Genomic DNA, 16,634 nt, shown 5'->3' on the forward strand with positions numbered 1-16,634 from the left:
CGGGCTGTCGAAAAGTGAATTCAAACTAGCGTCAGATTTCGCTCTAAGCCGTTAAGTCGATGCGCAACTTTTGCGGAGTGGTTTCCACTTGCTTGAACATGCTCCACAGACTCGGGCATGATGGTTCCAAATTAGAGACCATAAGTTAACGGAAAGGCAAACCACATATTGAAAAAGCCTGTTCACAACCCCCGCGAAGTGGCTGAAATCGTTGCGGTTCAGGCGCTAAGTTTTATTGCCGGTGATCCTGAAAGGCTAGGCCTGTTCCTGGCCGAAAGCGGCATCGGACCGGAGACGCTGCGCGCCGCCGCGGCCGACCCCCAATTTCTGGCTTCTGTGCTCGATTTTGTGATGCGGGACGATGCAACCATAAAGGCGTTTGCGACCACCTCACAACTACATCCGACCAATATCGCCGCCGCCCGCCAGGTGCTCGGCGACCCGCACTGGGAGCGCGACGTGCCGTGAGCGCACTCGCGCCAACCTTGGATGGTCCGCGCGCGTTCTGCCGGGATTGCCTCGGCGACCTCGATATCAACGCCAGGCGGTGCGACGAATGCGGTTCCCCGCGCCTCGTCCGCCACCATGCCCTGCCCTCGCTGACGCTGGCGCATATCGATTGCGACGCGTTCTACGCCACCGTCGAGAAGCGCGACAACCCGGAGCTTGCCGACAAGCCCGTGATCATCGGCGGCGGCAAGCGCGGCGTGGTGTCGGCCGCCTGCTACGTCTCGCGAACCTATGGCGTGCGCTCGGCGATGCCGATGTTCAAGGCGCTGGCGCTCTGCCCCCAGGCTGCCGTGATCCCGCCCGACATGGCGAAATATGTCCGCGTCGGCCGCGAAGTGCGCCACGCCATGCAGACGCTGACGCCGCTGGTGGAACCGCTGTCGATCGACGAGGCGTTCCTGGATCTTGCCGGTACGCAACGCGTTCACGGCATGATTCCGGCAAAAGTGCTGGCGCGCTTTGCTCGCGACGTCGAGCGTGACATCGGGATCACGGTCTCAGTCGGCCTGTCCTGCAACAAGTTCCTGGCCAAGATCGCCTCCGACCTCGACAAGCCGCGCGGCTTTGCCGCCCTCGACCAGATCGAGGCGCGCGAGATGCTGGCGGACAAGCCGGTCGGATTCATCTATGGCGTCGGCCCCGCGACCCAGGAGAAGCTGGTGCAGCGGGGTTTTCGCACCATTGCGGACCTGCAGCGCGCCGACGAGGTCGAGCTGATGAAGCAGTTCGGCGGCGAGGGCCGCCGGCTGTGGCGGCTGGCGCGCGGCATCGACGACCGCAGCGTGGTGCCGGACCGCGGCGCCAAGACCATTTCCAACGAGACCACGTTCGAGAACGACATCAAGGATTTTGCCACGCTGGAGAAGGTGCTGTGGCGGCTGTCCGAAAAAGTGTCGTCGCGGTTGAAGAGCGGCGACCTGTCAGGCCTCACCATCACCCTGAAGCTGAAGACCGCGGATTTCAGGCAGCGCACCCGCTCGCAATCGATCCATGCACCGACCCAGCTCGCCGCGAAGATTTTTGCGGTGTCGCGCGAAATGCTGGCAAAGGAGATCGACGGCACCGCCTTCCGCCTGATCGGCACCGGCGTCAGCGCGTTGCGCGAGGGATCGCAGGCCGACGACACCGACATGCTCGACCGCCGCTCGGCCCATGCCGAGCGCGCGATGGATGATTTAAGGAAGAAGTTCGGCAATGCCGCCGTGATCCGGGGCATCGCGTACAAGGGACCGGCGAAGGAGGACGAGGAGGAGGAGTAGACTGCTCTCTCCTCGTCATTGCGAGCGCAGCGAAGCAATCCACCTCACCACCCGGGGATAGATGGATTGCTTCGTCGCTTCGCTCCCTTGCGCAAACGCTTCGCGTTTGTCGCAGGCAATGACGGAGTGAGCAGCTACACGCAGAAACGTCAATCGACGACGGCCACGGCCTCAATCTCGATCAGCCATTCTGGGGCCGCGAGCGCCGTTACACCGACCAGCGTGCTCGCCGGCGGCTCCATGCCTTCAAAGAACGCCGAGCGCGCCTTGCCGATGATGGGACGAAGCCCCGGCTTGTAGCCGACGACAAAGGTGGTGATCTTCACGATATTGCCATAACTCGCACCGGCGGATTTCAGCGCCAGGCCGATATTGTGCATCACCTGTGTCGTCTGCGCGGCCAGATCACCCTCGCCGACCACCCGTCCCTCTTCGTCGGTGGACACCTGTCCCGCGATATAGATGGTGCGCGCACCTGAAGCGACGACGACGTGGGAGTAAGCCGGATTGTGGTGAAGTCCGCTTGGCCTGATATGTTCGAGCTTGCTCATGTTTGCGCCTCCCTGACGTGCATGGTTGACCCGAAGCGTACCCGGGTCCGACGCTCTCGACCAGACGGATCCTCGCTGGATGCTCAGCGCGTCCCGAGGCCTGACCCGTCCGGCGGCATCACGCGATCGGCTTGTCGCCAGCAACAGTCACGTTGCTTGGTTCGGCCGCCGGGGCAGATGACCGAGCAAATCCATCGGCAGCGGAAAGACCACGGTCGAGGATCGCTCGCCGGCAATGTCGTGCAGCGCCGCGAAATAGCGCAGCTGCATCGCCTGCGGCTCCTGCGCAAGCGTTCGGCCGGCCTCGACGAGCTTCTCGGCGGCTTGCTGCTCGCCCATCGCATTGATCACCTTGGCGCGTCGCAACCGCTCCGCCTCGGCCTGCTTGGCAATCGCGCGCACCATGGTTTCATTGAGATCGATATCCTTGATCTCGACGGTGGTGACCTTGATGCCCCAGACGTCGGTCTGCTGATCGAGAATTTCCTGGACGTCGGCGTTAAGTCGGTCCCGTTCGGCGAGCATCTCGTCCAGCTCGTGCTTGCCGAGCACCGAGCGCAGCGTGGTCTGCGCCAGTTGGCTGGTCGCGGCCATGTAATCGGAGACCTTGATGATCGCGCGTTCGGGATCGATGATGCGGAAGTAAAGAACGGCATTGACCTTGACTGAAACGTTGTCGCGCGAAATTACGTCCTGCGGCGGCACGACCTGCACCATCACCCTGAGATCGACCTTCACCATCTGCTGCACGACCGGGATCAGGATGATCAATCCCGGGCCCTTCACGCCGGTGAAGCGGCCGAGCGTGAATACGACGCCGCGCTCGTATTCACGCAGGATGCGAACGGCCGAGGACAGAAACAGGACCACGACGACCGCGAGCACCCCATAAGTCAAATAATCAAGCATCATGTCGTACCTCCTTCGCGGGCAGTCAGCACCGGCCGGCGCCGCACCACCAGCGTCAAATCCACGATGTTGGCCACCTCGACCACCTCGCCGGGCTTGAAGGCTTCGGTGCCGCGCGCCTGCCACCGCTCACCGTGGGCGAAGACGTGGCCTTCGCTCTCGGACCAGTCGAGGATTTCGGCGGACAGGCCGCACATGGCTTGCGCACCGAGGCGTATGGGGCCTCTTTGGGCACGTCGAAGCGAGCCGAGGACAACCATGATCAGCCCGATGAAGATCGCCGCCGTGACGCCAATCACCGGCCATGACAGCCGGAATCCGGGCGCTTCGAGCTCGAACAGCATCACTGCTCCAAGGACAAATGCGACGATCCCGCCGAGGCCGAGAACCACGGTCGGGTTGAAGGCTTCGATGACCAGAAGCGTGATCCCCAACAGGATCAGGGCGAGGCCCGCATAGTTGACCGGCAGCATGTTGAGCGCATAAAGGCCCAGCAGCAGACAGATCGTGCCGATCACCCCGGGCGCGACCGCACCGGGCGAGGAAAGTTCGAAGATCAGGCCGTAGATGCCGACCAGCATGAGAATGAAGGCGACGTTGGGATCGGTGATCACCCTTAAGAATCGTGAGATCCATCCAGGATCGATCGCTTCACGCGCGGCGTCCCTGGTCGCCAAATGCCGCGTCTCGCCACCTGCAAGCTCGACCGTGCGACCATCGATCTGCCTGAGCAGGTCGGCCTGGTCGCGTGCGATGAGGTCGATGACATTCGCCTGCAATGCGGCATTGGAGGACAGGCTGGCGGCCTCCCGCACCGCCTTCTCGCCCCAATCGGCATTACGGCCGCGCAACTCGGCAAGACTACGGATCAGGGCGACGGCGTCGTTCGTCGCCTTCGCCGTCATGGCATCCTTTGTCTTCGGCTGCTGGTCGCCGCCGTCCTTCTTTTCCTTATCCTTATCGCTCTTGTCAGGGGTAGCGTCCGGCAGGCCCGGCAGCGGGCCGCCAATCTGCACCGGCGTCGCCGCTCCGAGATTGGTGCCCGGCGCCATCGCCGCGATATGCGTGGCGTAGAGGATATAGGTTCCGGCACTGGCCGCATGGGCTCCGGAGGGCGCAACATAACCGACGACGGGAACGCGCGACGCCAGCACGTCTGCGATGATCTCGCGCATGCTGGTTGAGAGACCGCCCGGTGTATTCAAACGCAGAACGACAATTTCGGCATGTCGTTCGCTTGCCTTGGTCAGAGCGTCTTTCACGTAACGGGCCGTTGCCGGCCCGATCGCTCCGTCGACCGAGACGGTCAGCGCAAGCTTGTTGTCAGCCTCCCCCGCCGGGGCGGTAAGGGAAGAGACAACCAGAGCTACCACTGTAGCGGCCGCAACAAGAGTCGCCTGTACGGTCTGCACAGCAAGGACTCCCTTATCGAGATGATATGGGGTGTCCTCCTCGAACCTCAATATGCCCGGGATCGGCGGTTCGCAGCGTTTCCGCGCCCGATGATCCCTGTTGCCGTTTGCGATGCCGCAATCTGCGGCCGGCCAAAGCTACGAGACCTGCTCAAGATCCGATTTGAGTGCCACCAGGAAGCGGGCGGCTTCGCCGCCTGTCACGACGCGATGATCGAAGGTAAGCGACAACGGCAGCACGCGCCTCACCGCCGGCTGGCCCAAATGCGCGACCACCCTTTGGGCAATCCGGCCGGCGCCTATGATCGCCACTTGCGGCGGTACGACGATCAGGTTGGCGAACCGGCCTCCGATCATGCCGAAGTTCGACAGCGTAATAGTCGCACCGCGCAGCTCGCCCGGAGGTATCGAGCGCGCGACGGCGTCAGCCCGCATCCGGTCGAGCCCGGCTCGCAAATCCGATGCCTCCCGCTCTGCGACATTGCGCAAGACTGGAACGATCAGCCCACCGCCGGTATCAACGGCGATGCCGAGGTCGACGCGCTCGATCAGACGCCGTTCTCCCGCGCCGGCATTGTACCAGGCATTGAGCGCGGGCTCCGCCTTGCAGGCGGCAGCGATCGCGCGCACAAGCCGGATAGTCGCGTCCTCGCCCTTCCGCCAATCGTCGATATCAGCGTCATCGGTGACGCTGGCGGGGACGATCTCGGCATGAGCTGCCGCCATGCGTTGGGCCATCGCGCGCCGCAAACCGCGCAGGGGCTCGGCGGGTCCGCTATGGGACAAACTCTTGGCAGCTCGTTCCACATCCGCACGCGTGATGAAGCCGCCGGGTCCCGTGGCTTCGACCAGCTCGAGACCGACGTCGAGCTTGCGTGCAAGCGCACGCACTGCCGGAAACGCCTGAGTTTTCTGTCCAGCCGCTGGCCCGGAAAGTGTTGCTGCAGCCGGCGGCTGCTCACTGGTGCCGAGTTCGCCGACAATCGTGCCGGTGTCTTGCTCGGGGCCTTCGGCAAACTCGACGAGCGGCCCGCCTACCTTCACCACATCTCCCTTGGCGCCAAACAGGTGCAGGATGCGTCCGCTCGACGGTGACGGCACCTCGACGACGGCCTTGTCGGTCTCGACGGAAACCAGCGGCTGATCGGTGACGACGTGATCGCCTTCGTTGACATGCCAGCTCACGATCTCCGCCTCTTCGAGGCCCTCTCCGAGATCCGGCAATACGAACTGGCGCATGGGACAAGTCCGCTGGCAATCAACTGAACTGGCACGCTTTGCGCGCGGCCGCCACGATACGGTCAACCGACGGCATGAACTTCTGCTCAAGACGCGCCATCGGAATGACCGTGTCGTAGCCGGTGACGCGGGCCACAGGTGCGAGCAGAGAGGTCAGGCCGCGCTCGGCGATCAACGCGGCGATCTCAGCTCCGAATCCGCCAGTCCGCGTCGCCTCGTGCACGATGACGCAACGTCCGGTTTTTGCGATCGAACCGAGCACCGTGACTTCGTCGTAGGGTTTGAGCGTGGCGAGATCGATGACCTCGGCGGCGATGCCCTCCGCAGCCAGCGCGTCGGCAGCTGCCATGGTTTCCTTCAGCATCGCGCCCCAGCTGATCAGGGTGACGTCGCGGCCTTCCCGCAGGACAAAAGCGACATCCAGCGGCAAAGCCTCACCACTGTCTTCCACCTCGCCTTTGGCCGCGCGGTAGATGCGGGTCGGCTCGAGAAACACCACCGGATCGGGATCGCGGATCGCAGCGAGAAGCAGTCCGTACGCGCGTTCCGGCGACGACGGGATGACAACGCGCAAGCCGGGGATATGGGCGAGCATCGCCTCGGCGCTTTCGGAATGATGCTCGGGTGCGCGAATGCCGGCACCATGCGGCGTGCGCAGAACCATTGGGCAGGTGAGCCGTCCCTGGGTGCGGTTGCGGATTCGGGAGGCGTGGTTCACCAGTTGATCGATGCAGGGATACAGGAATCCCATGAACTGGATCTCGCCGACGGGCTTCAGCCCCTGCACCGCCATGCCGACGCAGAGTCCGCTGATCAGGAGTTCGGCAAGCGGCGTATCAAGGACGCGCTCCGGGCCGAAACGCGCTTGCAGCCCGACGGTCGCGCGGAAGACGCCCCCATTGATGCCGACATCCTCGCCAAGCACGACGACATCGGGATCATCCTCCATCGCGCGGGCGAGCGCCAGATTGACGGCCTCGACCAACGTTACCTCAGCCATCGCCCTCTCCCGCGAGTTGGCGGCGCTGCGCGACATAAGCCTCAGGTAGATCGGCATAGAGATAATCGAACATGGTTTCGCCCCCGCGCGGCTCCGTTGCCAGGTAGCGTTCGACCGCCGCCTCGACGCGCTCATGGCACTCCGCAGCGAGCTGTTCCTCGTCCGCTTTGCTCCACATCTTCTGACCGGCAAGAAAGGCTCTCAAACGCGCGATCGGCTCTTCTTTCCAGCGAGCCTGGACTTCTTCCTCCGGACGGTAGCGTGAGGCGTCGTCAGAGGTTGTGTGATCGCCGAGCCGGTAGGTGACCGCCTCGATGAAGCGTGGCCCTTGGCCGTCGCGGGCTGCGGCAATGGCATCTTCGGCCGCGGCGCGCACCGCCACAACGTCGCTCCCGTCCACCTGCTCGCCGATGAACCCGGCGGCGATGGACTTCTGAGCCAGGGTTTCGGAAGCGGTCTGCAGCCGTAACGGTACGGATATGGCCCATTGATTGTTGGTGGCGACGAACACGACCGGCAATTTGTGTACACCGGCAAAATTCATCGCTTCGTAGACGTCACCCTTCGACGTGGCGCCATCGCCGTACATGCATACGGCGACACGCGGCTCCTTGCGCAGCTTGAAGGCATAGGCAACGCCAGCGGCATGCGGCGCCTGCGATCCCACGGGAACGCAGAACGGGAAATCCTGGACCGGTCCGGAGAAGTGATTGCCCCTCTCGTCCCCTCCCCAGAACAGCAGAATCTCCTCCAGCTTGACGCCACGCCAGATCAGCGCGCCATTATCCCGATAGGAGGGCAGCAGGACGTCTTCCTCCCGCATCGCACTGGCTATGCCAACGGACACCGCCTCCTGGCCGAGCGAAACGGCATAGGTCCCAAGCCGGCCGGTGCGCTGCAATGCAACAGCCTTTCGGTCAAAGTTGCGCAGCAGCACCATCGCCCGATAGAGCGAGGCGAGCAGACTTGCATCGGAGGCGAACGCAGGGAGCGGCCTGTTTATCGAGCCGTCTGGTGCGAGGTAATTGCGGTGGCGCACTTCAAAGCGCGCGATCACCGGCAGCCCTCCGTCTGCCATTTTCTTACTGGCCACGTCATCGCTCCGTGAGCGATTCTGCCTCCCACAGCTCGTAATTGGTGCTGGGCCGGAACAATACAAGGTGGCTCCGCCCAATCGTGCATGGCCGTTGCTGCACCGCAGGCTCGCGGCGATCAGCCTTCACCAACGTGGAAACGGCACCGCGTCAGTGGTATATCAAGCCATGGCAAATGGTCAGGTTGTCCTCGTAACAACTGAACCGTTGGGAGGCGGTTCGCCGGTTCGCTCGGTCTACTATGTGGCTGAACAGGATCCGGCAAAGGCCGAGGCAATTATCGCCGCAATGATGGCCCCGAACGAACCGGTCGAAGCCTGGGGACCGCTTCCGGAGCCAGCTGTCAAGGCGCTCGGATTGAAGCGCGGCGACTTCACGCGCGGATGAAATCAAGCAAACACCCGAGACACGCGGGCGCAGTCTCTGAGGTGCGGTCCGGCGGGACGGACAGAAAGACCAGACCCGGAATTTCGAGATCCCGGGTTCGCGCTAAGCGCGCCCCGGGATGACGGGCTTTCGCCCGTCACTTACACGGCTTGGAATCCCTGACGTCGAACCGGCCCATCGCGCCCGCGATCACGAAATCGTTGTAATCGAGCACCAGCGCGCGGGAGACACCGTTCTCGAACAGCTCGAACGACATTGCGTAAACCGGCGTCTGTTCGCCTTCCTTGGTCTTGGCGTCGCGGTCGTAATAGCTCACGGTCACGGGCCAACGGGTCAGCGTCTTCATCTGGTCGTTGGCGGTCGACGGATCGGGCGAGGTGATGCTGCGGGTCCCCGGAATCGGCTGCCCGATCACCGACAGCGTGTTGTAGACCTTCTCGCCATTGTCGGAGCCGTCATAGACCATCAGCTCCAGCACCGATTTGCCCTCGCGCGCCGCTGCGATGATGTGCTGGATCTGCTCGGTCGGAAACACGATCTTGCCGTCGAGCTCGAACGTCTTCGCAACCGGCTGTTTCAGCTTAACCGTGATGTGGTCGCCGACCCGTTCCGCCATGCCGTCGACCGGCATGGCGTCGGTATCATTCATTCGGGTATCGATCTTGAAACGGTAGCTCTTGCCCGCGGCATCTTCCCAGGAATGCGAGCGCAGATCGCTCAGCGTCAGCTTGCCCTCGCCGCTGTCGAGTTCAGACACCTGACGAAATTCGGACGTGTAGCCTTCGCAGGCGCTGCCCGAGAAATTGTAGAGGATGCGCCCGCGCGCCCCTGATATCGCGTTGTTCCCGCGCGACTTGACCAGCTTCAATTCATACAGCGCCTGATGGGAGAGAAACGGCCCGCCGGCGGCGGCCTGAGCCGGCCCGTTTGCGAAGCCTGAGAGCAAAGCGGCCACAGCCGAAAACGCCAAAGCACGAACCGGAACCGGAAACGAGTAAGCCATGTGCTTTTTTTCCTCGATGGAGATTCGTTACATTAGTGATGGCCCTATTGCGTCGCAACTAGGGCAGCGCCCGGAAACGCAGGAATTTGAGGCCGGGGAGCCTTGCTTTTCGGCAATTTTACGGGACGATTTACGCCAGTTGTGGTCGCGCGCCAGCGATCGGCCCTCGCTTGCAACCGGCGGTGCGATGCGCGAAACAATGCGGCCTGATCGCGGATCAGGACAGTCAATCAATCGGGGACAAAAACATGGCGGGTACGGTCGAACAGAAGCTGGCGGCGCAAGGCATCGTCCTGAACGAGCCGCGCACCCCGATGGCGAATTACGTCGGCTTCGTGCGATCAGGCAATTTGCTCTTCGTCTCCGGCCAGGTGTGCGCCAACGCGGAGGGCAAGCTGATCGCCAAGGGCAAGTTGGGCGCTGGCGTCACCATCGAACAGGGCTACGCCGCGGCACAGGGCTGTGGCGTCAACCTGCTGGCCCAGGTCAAGGCAGCGCTCGGCGATCTCGACAAGGTGGTCCGCGTGGTCAGGCTCGGCGGCTTCATCAATTCCGCGCCAGACTTCCTCGACGGCCCCAAGGTGCTCAACGGCACCTCCGACCTGATGGTCGCAGCTTTCGGCGACAAGGGCCGACATGCCCGCACCACCGTCGGCGTCGCTTCGCTACCCTCGGATGCCGCCGTCGAGGTGGACGCCATCTTCGAGGTGTCCTGAGCGGAGTGCCCCTCATGCGCGCGCCGGACTGGCTGACGGCACGGCCGGTCGCCCATCGCGGCCTCCATGATATTTCGCGCGGCATCGTCGAAAACATGCCGGCCGCCGCGCAGGCCGCCGTCGACGGCAACTTCGCCATCGAATGCGACATCCAGCTTTCGTCGGATGGCGAGGCGATGGTGCATCACGACAACGCGCTCGGCCGCCTCACCGAGGGGTCCGGCGCGTTGCTCGGCAAGACCGCGGCCGAACTCAAGGCGGTTGCGTTCAAGAATACGCCGGAGCGGATGATGACGCTCGGCGATCTCTGTTCGCTCGTTGCCGGCCGCGTGCCGCTGGTGATCGAGGTCAAAAGCCATTTCGAGGGCGACCGCCGGCTGGTGAAGCGGATGGCGGAGGTGCTTGGCGCTTATTCCGGCCCCGCCGTCGGCATGTCCTTCGATCCGGACCAGGTGGTGGCGCTGCGCGAACTGATCCCCGGCCGCGCCCGCGGCATTGTGGCGGAGCGCGAATATACCGCCGAAGAGTGGTCTGAAGCCTCCCCTGAACAACGCCGGGGCATGACACATCTGCGCCACGCCTTCCGCACCCGGCCGCATTTCGTCGCTTACTGGGTGGATGAATTGCCGGCAGCCGCCCCCTGGATCGCCCGCAACATTTTCGGGCTGCCGCTGCTAACCTGGACCGTGCGCACGCCGGAGCAGCGCGCGCACGCGGCACGCAACGCCGATCAGATGATCTTCGAGGGGTTCCTGCCGGGAACCTGATCCGCGCAGTGCCACCTTGAACTCGCCCGCCCGATGCACGATCTTGGAAAGGTTGGCCACCCTGCGCGATGGCTGATCGCACGATGGGACCGGTCCGAATTTCTAGATGGCGTCATCCGAAATCACCCTCGAAGCCGTCCCCTCCGTCAGCGACATCAAGGCTGCCGATTGGGACGCCTGCGCCAATCCGAAGCCAAATCCAAACAGTCTCGAAAACCTCGATACGCTGGCCGCAAGCGGGTCTCAAAGCGATTCCTGCAAACCTGCCTATAACCCCTTCGTTTCTCATGCCTTTTTCGCTGCCGCCGAAGCCTCCGGCTCGGCCTGCGCCCGCACCGGCTGGGGCGCGCGGCATCTCCTGGCACGGCTCGACGGCGAGATCGCCGGCATCGTGCCCTGCTATCTGAAATCGCATTCGCAAGGCGAATACGTTTTCGACCGCGGCTGGGCGGATGCCTATGAGCGTGCCGGCGGACGCTATTATCCAAAACTGCAGGCCTCGGTGCCGTTCACCCCCGCGACCGGCCCGCGGCTGTTGATCCGCGACGGCGTCGATCGCGAGCAGATCGGAACCGCGCTGGCGAGTGGCCTGATGGCGCTGTGTAACGCGACCAACGCCTCCTCCGTGCATGTGACCTTTGCCCGCGAGGCCGAAGCAAAGTTTTTGGGCGCACACGGTTTTCTGCAACGGAACGACCAGCAGTTTCACTGGCACAATGAAGGCTACGGGACTTTTGACGATTTTCTCACGTCGCTGAACTCGCGTCACCGCAAGGCGATCAAGCGCGAACGGCGCGAGGCCACTGCCGCCGGGATCACGATCCACCATCTGACCGGCAGTGACATCACCGAGGATGCGTGGGATGCATTCTTTGCGTTCTACATGGAGACCGGCTCACGCAAATGGGGCCGGCCTTATCTCACCCGCAAATTTTTCTCGCTGATCGGCGAGAGCATGAGCCGCGACGTGCTGCTGGTGATGGCCAAGCGCAACGGCCGCTGGATTGCCGGCGCCATCAATTTCATCGGCTCGGACACGCTGTTCGGCCGCAACTGGGGCGCGGTCGAGCATCACCCGTTCCTGCATTTCGAGGTCTGCTACTATCAGGCGATCGATTTCGCGATCCAGCGCGGCCTGAAGGTCGTGGAAGCCGGCGCGCAGGGCGAGCACAAGCTGGCGCGCGGCTACCTGCCGCAAACCACCTATTCCGCGCACTTCATCGCCGACCCCGATCTGCGCCGCGCGATCGCCGACTACCTGAAGCGCGAGCGCGCCTACGTCGCGGAAGTCGGCCGCGAACTGGCGGAATCCGGCCCGTTCCGCAAGGCCGCCGACGAGGCTTGACCTGCTCGGTGAGCGACGTGAAATTGAGATCAAACCTCGAGGGAAAAAACCATGCCCGCCTATGACACCAACAACCCCTTCGCGAAAATCCTGCGCGGCGAGTTTCCCTGCCACAAGGTTTACGAGGACGACCACGTTCTGGCGTTCCTCGACATCATGCCGCGCTCGCCGGGCCATACACTGGTGATTCCGAAAGCCCCTGCCCGCAACATTCTCGATATCACGCCAGACGATTACGCCCACGTCGCGCGCGCCGCCCACAAGATCGCCGCCGCCGCCATGAAGGCCTTCAAGGCCGACGGCATCACCGTGCAGCAGTTCAACGAGCCGGCCGGCGGGCAAGTCGTGTTCCACCTGCATATGCATGTGATGCCGCGCCACGACGGCGTAGCACTGCTGCCGCCGGCGAGTCGCAAGGAGGATGTGAAAGTGCTGGAAGACAACGCGACCAAGCTTGTTGCGGCGCTGGGGTAGCTCGCCACTACGTGGAAGCGACGCGACCGGCCCTATTCAGCCTTGATGCCCGCGGACTTGATCACCCTCGCCCACTTTTCGGTGGCGTCCGAGATGATCGTCCCGAATTCCGCAGGCGAGCCCCCAAGCACCGTGCCGCCCAGTTCGACGATCCGGGTTTTGACCTTGGCATCGGCGAGGCCAGCATTGAGCTCCTTGTTCAGCAGATCGATGATTTCGGCCGGGGTGTTCCTTGGCGCGCCAATGCCCGCAAAACCGCTGGCCTCGTAACCAGGCACGAAGTCTGCCACCGTTGGAACGTCTGGCAGCACGTCCAATCGGGCCGCGGTCGTTACCGCCAGGGCGCGCAGCTTGCCGGCCTGGATGTGCTGGATCGATTCCGACACCGGGGCGAAAATCACCTGCAGATGGCCGGCGACCAGATCGGTGGCCGCAGGTGCGCCGCCGCGATACGGGACGTGGACCAGATCCACCCCGGCCATCATCTTGAAGAGTTCGCACGCAATGTTTTGCGGGGTGCCGGGGCCGGCCGACCCGTAGTTGATCTTGCCCGGGTTGGCCTTGGCGTATGCGATGAATTCAGGGATCGTCGTCGCCGGGACCGACGGATGCACCACGACGACGTATGCCAGCCGCGCGGCGCAGATGACCGGCGCGATGTCCCGGATGAAGTCGAAATTGAGATTGGTGTAGAGCGCGGCATTGATCGCATGCGGGGTCACGATTTGCAGCAGCGTGTAGCCATCCGCTGGCGCTTTGGCGACCGCCTCGGTTCCGATGTTGCCGCTGGCGCCGGAGCGGTTCTCAATGATGAATTGCTGGCCGAGGCGATCCGACAGCCATTGGCCCATCAGGCGCGCCTGGATGTCGGTGGCCCCGCCGGCGGCAAAGCCGACGACGATGCGCACCGGCCGGGACGGATAGGTTTGTGCCCGCGAAATGCGGGGCACCGCCGGCAACGCAGCAGCACCCGCGGCCAGACGCAAGAATGCGCGGCGGGGAAAGTTCATGATGCTCCCTCCACAGCGCGCTACGACGCGGACTTGCAATCCGACTGGACGCACTGCGGGAAAAGACTACACCCGTCCTGCGAGGAGGTGGAAGGGGTCACTGCCTGCTCTTGGCACAAAGCAGACCTGCTGAAGGCCAGCCCAGACGTCCGCCTCTGAGCGTAGTGCTGTCATCGCCGAGTCCATCGGCGTCTCCCGATTTATGCGTGCACGTCCTGGCCCGGAATTCCCGGATTTCGCTGCGCTCATCCGGGCTACGGAATCATCCTCACTCCGTCTGGAAATCTCCAGGCTGCGGCGGCGCCAATGGCGTGAACTCGCAGCGGTCGGGCTTGACGTCGAGCAGCGGCGTTTCGTCGAGGCAGTCGAGGCCACGCACCAGGATGACGTTGCCCTCGATGCGCACCAGTTTCACGATCGAGGTGCCGATCGGATTCGGCCGCACCGGCGAGCGCAGCGAGAAGGTGCCGCGGGTTTTCTGGTTGTTCTTCGGGCTTTGCAGCACCAGATCGCGGCGCGACTGGTGCAGCCAGTAGATCACTTCGAGGCTCTCATAAAAATCCACGCCCTTGATCGCGGGCACCCAGGGTTCGAAAATCTCCAGCCGGCAGACCGGGCCGTCGTGACGGCCCTGCCGCGGTGTCTCCAGCCGCGATTTCCAGGGCGTGCGGATGCGGCCGACAAACACCAGCCCGGCATCGCGGGCCGGCGGCATATCGACGGTAAGTTCGCCCTCGCGGACTTCGCTTTCTCGAACCATGTCCTGATCCAGATGTCCTAATCCAGTGAGATGTTGAGTGCTTTTATCACACCGGCCCATCGCGCGCGATCGGTCGCGACGAACTTGTCGATCTCGGCCTGGCTTTGCGGACGCAGCGGCGGGAATCCGACCTTGTCCAGCGAAGCGCGGAACGCTTCATCGTTCAACGCCTTGTTCAAACTGGCGATGAGTTTCTGCCCGACGTCGTCAGGCGGTTTAGCCGGAGCAGAGACGCCATACCAGACGCTGACGCCGTAGTCCGGATAGCCGCTCTCGGCCATGGTCGGGACATCGGGCAGATCGGGAATGCGTTGCGCAGAAGAAACCGCGAGCGGCCGCAGCAAGCCACCCTTGACCGGCGGCAGCGCGGTGCCGAGCGTATCGAACATCAACTGGATATTGCCCGATATCAGATCGGTCAGCGCCGGGCCTGCCCCCTTGTAGGCGACATGGACCATGTCGACGCCGGCCATCTGCTTGAACATCTCGCCGGCGAGATGAATGGTGCCGCCGGTGCCGGCCGATCCGAAATTCAGTTTTCCCGGATTTTGCCTGGCGTAGGCCACGAACTCCGCGACCGTCTTGGCGGGCACGGACGGATGAACCTCCATCACGACGGGCAGATCGGTGACCAGCGCAAGCAGCCGAAAATCGCGCGTGGGATCGTAGGGCAGCTTCTTGTAGAGCAGCGGATTGAGCACGAAGATCGACGCCGCCGTAAAGAACAGCGTGTAGCCGTCGGGCTCGGAACGCGCCGCGGCTTCGGCGCCGATCGCGCCCTGCGCACCGGCCTTGTTCTCGACCACGACAGCCTGTTTCAGGTCGCGGCTGAGATATTCGCCTACCATGCGGCCGAGAACGTCGGTCGGGCCGCCCGCGGCATAGGGCACGATCAGCTTGATCGGACGTACCGGATATTCCGCCGCATGGGCCAGCGGCGCGGCGCAGACGAGGCTGCAGGCCAGCGCCGATATTTTCAGCCAGTTCATTTCGTTTCCTCGGCGTTTCCCGATGCGCCGGACAGTACCGGATTATCCGCCACCTGCAATCAACCGAGCCACCATTTCCCGGCCAGCAGGACGATCTCGCCGCCGACCACGCCGGCAAAGATCGAGCGTTGCGTCAGCATGAACACCGCAAAACCGGCGGCGACCGCGCCGTAGCGCAGCCAGTCCGGTACGCCTGCCAGCGCGCCCGGCGGCTGCACCAGGATCTGGGCGATGACCCCGGCGAGGATCGCGGTCGCCACCGCCCTCACCCACACCAGAACTTCCGAGCCCTCGTCGACGCCGGCGCCGAACCACAGCCCGGCCATGCGCCAGACCTCGTTGGGCAGGAAGCCGGCGAGCACCAGGATCAACAGCGCGTGCGGGCTGCCGAAAAATTCGCTCATGCGCGCGCCCTCTCCCGCCACCAATGCACCCCGTAGGCAATGGTGCCGGCGGTGACGCCGCTGATCAGGATGTCGACGCCGGTGTGCAGCTGTGAGACCAGCGGAAACAGCGCGATCCCGAGCACCAGCGCCACTATGTCCGATGTCTGCCGGCAATTGCGCGCGGTCGAAAGCAAGAATGCCAGCGGCGTCAGCAGCAGGATCGCCGCCGCAAACAGCGGCGGCAGATTGGCGGCAAGGCCATAGCCAAGCGTGGTGGCGACCATGCAAACGGTGAGAAGCCCGCAGCCGAGCCCGTGCGCAAATGCGATGCGGCGCTCGCGCGGCACCTTTGGCAACAGCCGGTAGCATTCGACCCACAGCGTGACGGCGATGAAATGCGTCGCCAGCACGAGGTGACGCCGTTTGGTCTGCGGCGTCTTCATCAGCGGCAACACCGACACCACCATCGGAAACAGCCGGATCGCACTCACCGTCACCGCAATCGCCGCCTGTGCCGCGGTCGCCCCCGACCCCAGCGTCGAAATCAGGATGATCTGCGCCGGGCCCGCCCAGACCAGCAGCGTGCTGCCGAGCACCCAGCCCAGGCTGAAATGGCTGTCATGGGCCAGCGCACCGATGCCGAGATAGGTCGCAAACAGCACCAGCGTGAGCACTGTCGACGCGACCGAACTCATGCCCCACGCGAAGGCGCGGGTGGGGCTTTTCCAACTGCGGGAAGAGAGTGGAGGTAACTTCACAGGTGACCGGATAGTGTGGAGATGTCGGCGGATAAGGCTAACGAAAGCGGCCCGCGTCAAGCAAG

The 16,634-nt window shown here is 63.7% G+C and carries 19 protein-coding genes; 7 read left to right on the forward strand and 12 right to left on the reverse strand.

Annotated elements, in window-relative coordinates; translation table 11 throughout:
- Positions 1 to 168: 168 nt before the first annotated feature.
- Together V1283_RS20215 and V1283_RS20220 are read left to right on the forward strand one after the other, a co-directional pair.
- Positions 169 to 468: a DUF3572 domain-containing protein gene (locus V1283_RS20215; RefSeq protein WP_334388188.1), complete on the forward strand. Its 300-nt coding sequence runs from the start codon at positions 169 to 171 to the stop codon at positions 466 to 468.
- Entirely contained in the window at positions 465 to 1,769 is a 1,305-nt protein-coding gene (locus V1283_RS20220; protein ID WP_334388189.1) for a DNA polymerase IV, read from the forward strand. Before V1283_RS20215 ends, V1283_RS20220 begins: the two co-directional genes overlap by 4 nt.
- Positions 1,770 to 1,918: 149 nt before the next feature.
- Here the strand turns inward: V1283_RS20220 and V1283_RS20225 are convergent, their stop codons facing one another.
- The 6 genes from V1283_RS20225 to pdhA form a co-directional block, all read right to left on the reverse strand.
- Positions 1,919 to 2,320: a RidA family protein gene (locus tag V1283_RS20225; RefSeq protein WP_334388190.1), complete on the reverse strand. Its 402-nt coding sequence runs from the start codon at positions 2,318 to 2,320 to the stop codon at positions 1,919 to 1,921.
- Between the two features lie 147 nt (positions 2,321 to 2,467).
- Complete coding sequence (locus V1283_RS20230) at positions 2,468 to 3,232, reverse strand: slipin family protein (RefSeq protein ID WP_334388191.1); 765 nt, start codon at positions 3,230 to 3,232, stop codon at positions 2,468 to 2,470.
- Complete coding sequence (locus V1283_RS20235; RefSeq protein WP_334388192.1) at positions 3,229 to 4,641, reverse strand: NfeD family protein; 1,413 nt, start codon at positions 4,639 to 4,641, stop codon at positions 3,229 to 3,231. The genes V1283_RS20230 and V1283_RS20235 overlap by 4 nt, the downstream gene beginning before the upstream one ends.
- 138 nt (positions 4,642 to 4,779) lie before the next feature.
- Positions 4,780 to 5,880: a dihydrolipoamide acetyltransferase family protein gene (locus tag V1283_RS20240; RefSeq protein ID WP_334388193.1), complete on the reverse strand. Its 1,101-nt coding sequence runs from the start codon at positions 5,878 to 5,880 to the stop codon at positions 4,780 to 4,782.
- Positions 5,881 to 5,899: 19 nt separating this feature from the next.
- On the reverse strand, positions 5,900 to 6,880 hold the full coding sequence (locus V1283_RS20245) for an alpha-ketoacid dehydrogenase subunit beta (protein WP_334388194.1): 981 nt from the start codon (positions 6,878 to 6,880) through the stop codon (positions 5,900 to 5,902).
- Positions 6,873 to 7,958: a pyruvate dehydrogenase (acetyl-transferring) E1 component subunit alpha gene (gene pdhA, locus V1283_RS20250; protein ID WP_442895874.1), complete on the reverse strand. Its 1,086-nt coding sequence runs from the start codon at positions 7,956 to 7,958 to the stop codon at positions 6,873 to 6,875. The genes V1283_RS20245 and pdhA overlap by 8 nt, the downstream gene beginning before the upstream one ends.
- Before the next feature lie 82 nt (positions 7,959 to 8,040).
- Between pdhA and V1283_RS20255 the strand changes: the two genes are divergently transcribed.
- Positions 8,041 to 8,361, forward strand: coding sequence for a hypothetical protein (locus V1283_RS20255; RefSeq protein ID WP_334388197.1), 321 nt, complete (start codon positions 8,041 to 8,043; stop codon positions 8,359 to 8,361).
- Positions 8,362 to 8,497: 136 nt separating this feature from the next.
- Here V1283_RS20255 and V1283_RS20260 read toward each other — a convergent pair whose 3' ends face one another.
- Complete coding sequence (locus tag V1283_RS20260) at positions 8,498 to 9,364, reverse strand: cell envelope integrity EipB family protein (protein WP_334388198.1); 867 nt, start codon at positions 9,362 to 9,364, stop codon at positions 8,498 to 8,500.
- A gap of 248 nt (positions 9,365 to 9,612) precedes the next feature.
- Between V1283_RS20260 and V1283_RS20265 the strand changes: the two genes are divergently transcribed.
- The 4 genes from V1283_RS20265 (at position 9,613) to V1283_RS20280 (ending at position 12,666) form a co-directional block, all read left to right on the forward strand.
- Positions 9,613 to 10,080, forward strand: a complete 468-nt coding sequence (locus V1283_RS20265; RefSeq protein WP_334388199.1) for a RidA family protein — start codon at positions 9,613 to 9,615, stop codon at positions 10,078 to 10,080.
- A 14-nt stretch (positions 10,081 to 10,094) separates the two neighbouring features.
- Positions 10,095 to 10,847, forward strand: coding sequence for a glycerophosphodiester phosphodiesterase (locus V1283_RS20270; protein WP_334388200.1), 753 nt, complete (start codon positions 10,095 to 10,097; stop codon positions 10,845 to 10,847).
- A gap of 106 nt (positions 10,848 to 10,953) precedes the next feature.
- On the forward strand, positions 10,954 to 12,192 hold the full coding sequence (locus V1283_RS20275) for a GNAT family N-acetyltransferase (RefSeq protein WP_334388201.1): 1,239 nt from the start codon (positions 10,954 to 10,956) through the stop codon (positions 12,190 to 12,192).
- 51 nt (positions 12,193 to 12,243) lie between these two features.
- On the forward strand, positions 12,244 to 12,666 hold the full coding sequence (locus V1283_RS20280; RefSeq protein WP_334388202.1) for an HIT domain-containing protein: 423 nt from the start codon (positions 12,244 to 12,246) through the stop codon (positions 12,664 to 12,666).
- A gap of 32 nt (positions 12,667 to 12,698) precedes the next feature.
- Here V1283_RS20280 and V1283_RS20285 read toward each other — a convergent pair whose 3' ends face one another.
- From V1283_RS20285 to V1283_RS20305, 5 genes are all read right to left on the reverse strand, one after another.
- Complete coding sequence (locus V1283_RS20285; RefSeq protein ID WP_334388203.1) at positions 12,699 to 13,676, reverse strand: Bug family tripartite tricarboxylate transporter substrate binding protein; 978 nt, start codon at positions 13,674 to 13,676, stop codon at positions 12,699 to 12,701.
- Between the two features lie 268 nt (positions 13,677 to 13,944).
- Positions 13,945 to 14,436, reverse strand: coding sequence for a tRNA (N6-threonylcarbamoyladenosine(37)-N6)-methyltransferase TrmO (gene tsaA, locus V1283_RS20290; RefSeq protein WP_334388204.1), 492 nt, complete (start codon positions 14,434 to 14,436; stop codon positions 13,945 to 13,947).
- A 17-nt stretch (positions 14,437 to 14,453) separates the two neighbouring features.
- Positions 14,454 to 15,425, reverse strand: a complete 972-nt coding sequence (locus tag V1283_RS20295) for a Bug family tripartite tricarboxylate transporter substrate binding protein (RefSeq protein ID WP_334388205.1) — start codon at positions 15,423 to 15,425, stop codon at positions 14,454 to 14,456.
- 59 nt (positions 15,426 to 15,484) lie between these two features.
- Complete coding sequence (locus V1283_RS20300) at positions 15,485 to 15,829, reverse strand: AzlD domain-containing protein (RefSeq protein ID WP_334388206.1); 345 nt, start codon at positions 15,827 to 15,829, stop codon at positions 15,485 to 15,487.
- Entirely contained in the window at positions 15,826 to 16,569 is a 744-nt protein-coding gene (locus tag V1283_RS20305; protein WP_442895763.1) for an AzlC family ABC transporter permease, read from the reverse strand. Before V1283_RS20305 ends, V1283_RS20300 begins: the two co-directional genes overlap by 4 nt.
- Positions 16,570 to 16,634 lie beyond the last annotated feature (65 nt).

This window comes from Bradyrhizobium sp. AZCC 2262, from assembly GCF_036924535.1.
Taxonomy (GTDB): Bacteria; Pseudomonadota; Alphaproteobacteria; order Rhizobiales; family Xanthobacteraceae; genus Bradyrhizobium.

Bases quoted from the DNA above. Each gene is read 5' to 3' on its own strand.
- V1283_RS20225 (WP_334388190.1), bottom strand. From the start codon at position 2,320: ATGAGCAAGCTCGAACATATCAGGCCAAGCGGACTTCACCACAATCCG.
- V1283_RS20230 (WP_334388191.1), bottom strand. From the start codon at position 3,232: ATGATGCTTGATTATTTGACTTATGGGGTGCTCGCGGTCGTCGTGGTC.
- V1283_RS20240 (WP_334388193.1), bottom strand. From the start codon at position 5,880: ATGCGCCAGTTCGTATTGCCGGATCTCGGAGAGGGCCTCGAAGAGGCG.
- V1283_RS20245 (WP_334388194.1), bottom strand. From the start codon at position 6,880: ATGGCTGAGGTAACGTTGGTCGAGGCCGTCAATCTGGCGCTCGCCCGC.
- pdhA (WP_442895874.1), bottom strand. From the start codon at position 7,958: ATGGCAGACGGAGGGCTGCCGGTGATCGCGCGCTTTGAAGTGCGCCAC.
- V1283_RS20260 (WP_334388198.1), bottom strand. From the start codon at position 9,364: ATGGCTTACTCGTTTCCGGTTCCGGTTCGTGCTTTGGCGTTTTCGGCT.
- V1283_RS20265 (WP_334388199.1), top strand. From the start codon at position 9,613: ATGGCGGGTACGGTCGAACAGAAGCTGGCGGCGCAAGGCATCGTCCTG.
- V1283_RS20270 (WP_334388200.1), top strand. From the start codon at position 10,095: ATGCGCGCGCCGGACTGGCTGACGGCACGGCCGGTCGCCCATCGCGGC.
- V1283_RS20275 (WP_334388201.1), top strand. From the start codon at position 10,954: ATGGCGTCATCCGAAATCACCCTCGAAGCCGTCCCCTCCGTCAGCGAC.
- V1283_RS20280 (WP_334388202.1), top strand. From the start codon at position 12,244: ATGCCCGCCTATGACACCAACAACCCCTTCGCGAAAATCCTGCGCGGC.
- V1283_RS20285 (WP_334388203.1), bottom strand. From the start codon at position 13,676: ATGAACTTTCCCCGCCGCGCATTCTTGCGTCTGGCCGCGGGTGCTGCT.
- tsaA (WP_334388204.1), bottom strand. From the start codon at position 14,436: ATGGTTCGAGAAAGCGAAGTCCGCGAGGGCGAACTTACCGTCGATATG.
- V1283_RS20295 (WP_334388205.1), bottom strand. From the start codon at position 15,425: ATGAACTGGCTGAAAATATCGGCGCTGGCCTGCAGCCTCGTCTGCGCC.
- V1283_RS20300 (WP_334388206.1), bottom strand. From the start codon at position 15,829: ATGAGCGAATTTTTCGGCAGCCCGCACGCGCTGTTGATCCTGGTGCTC.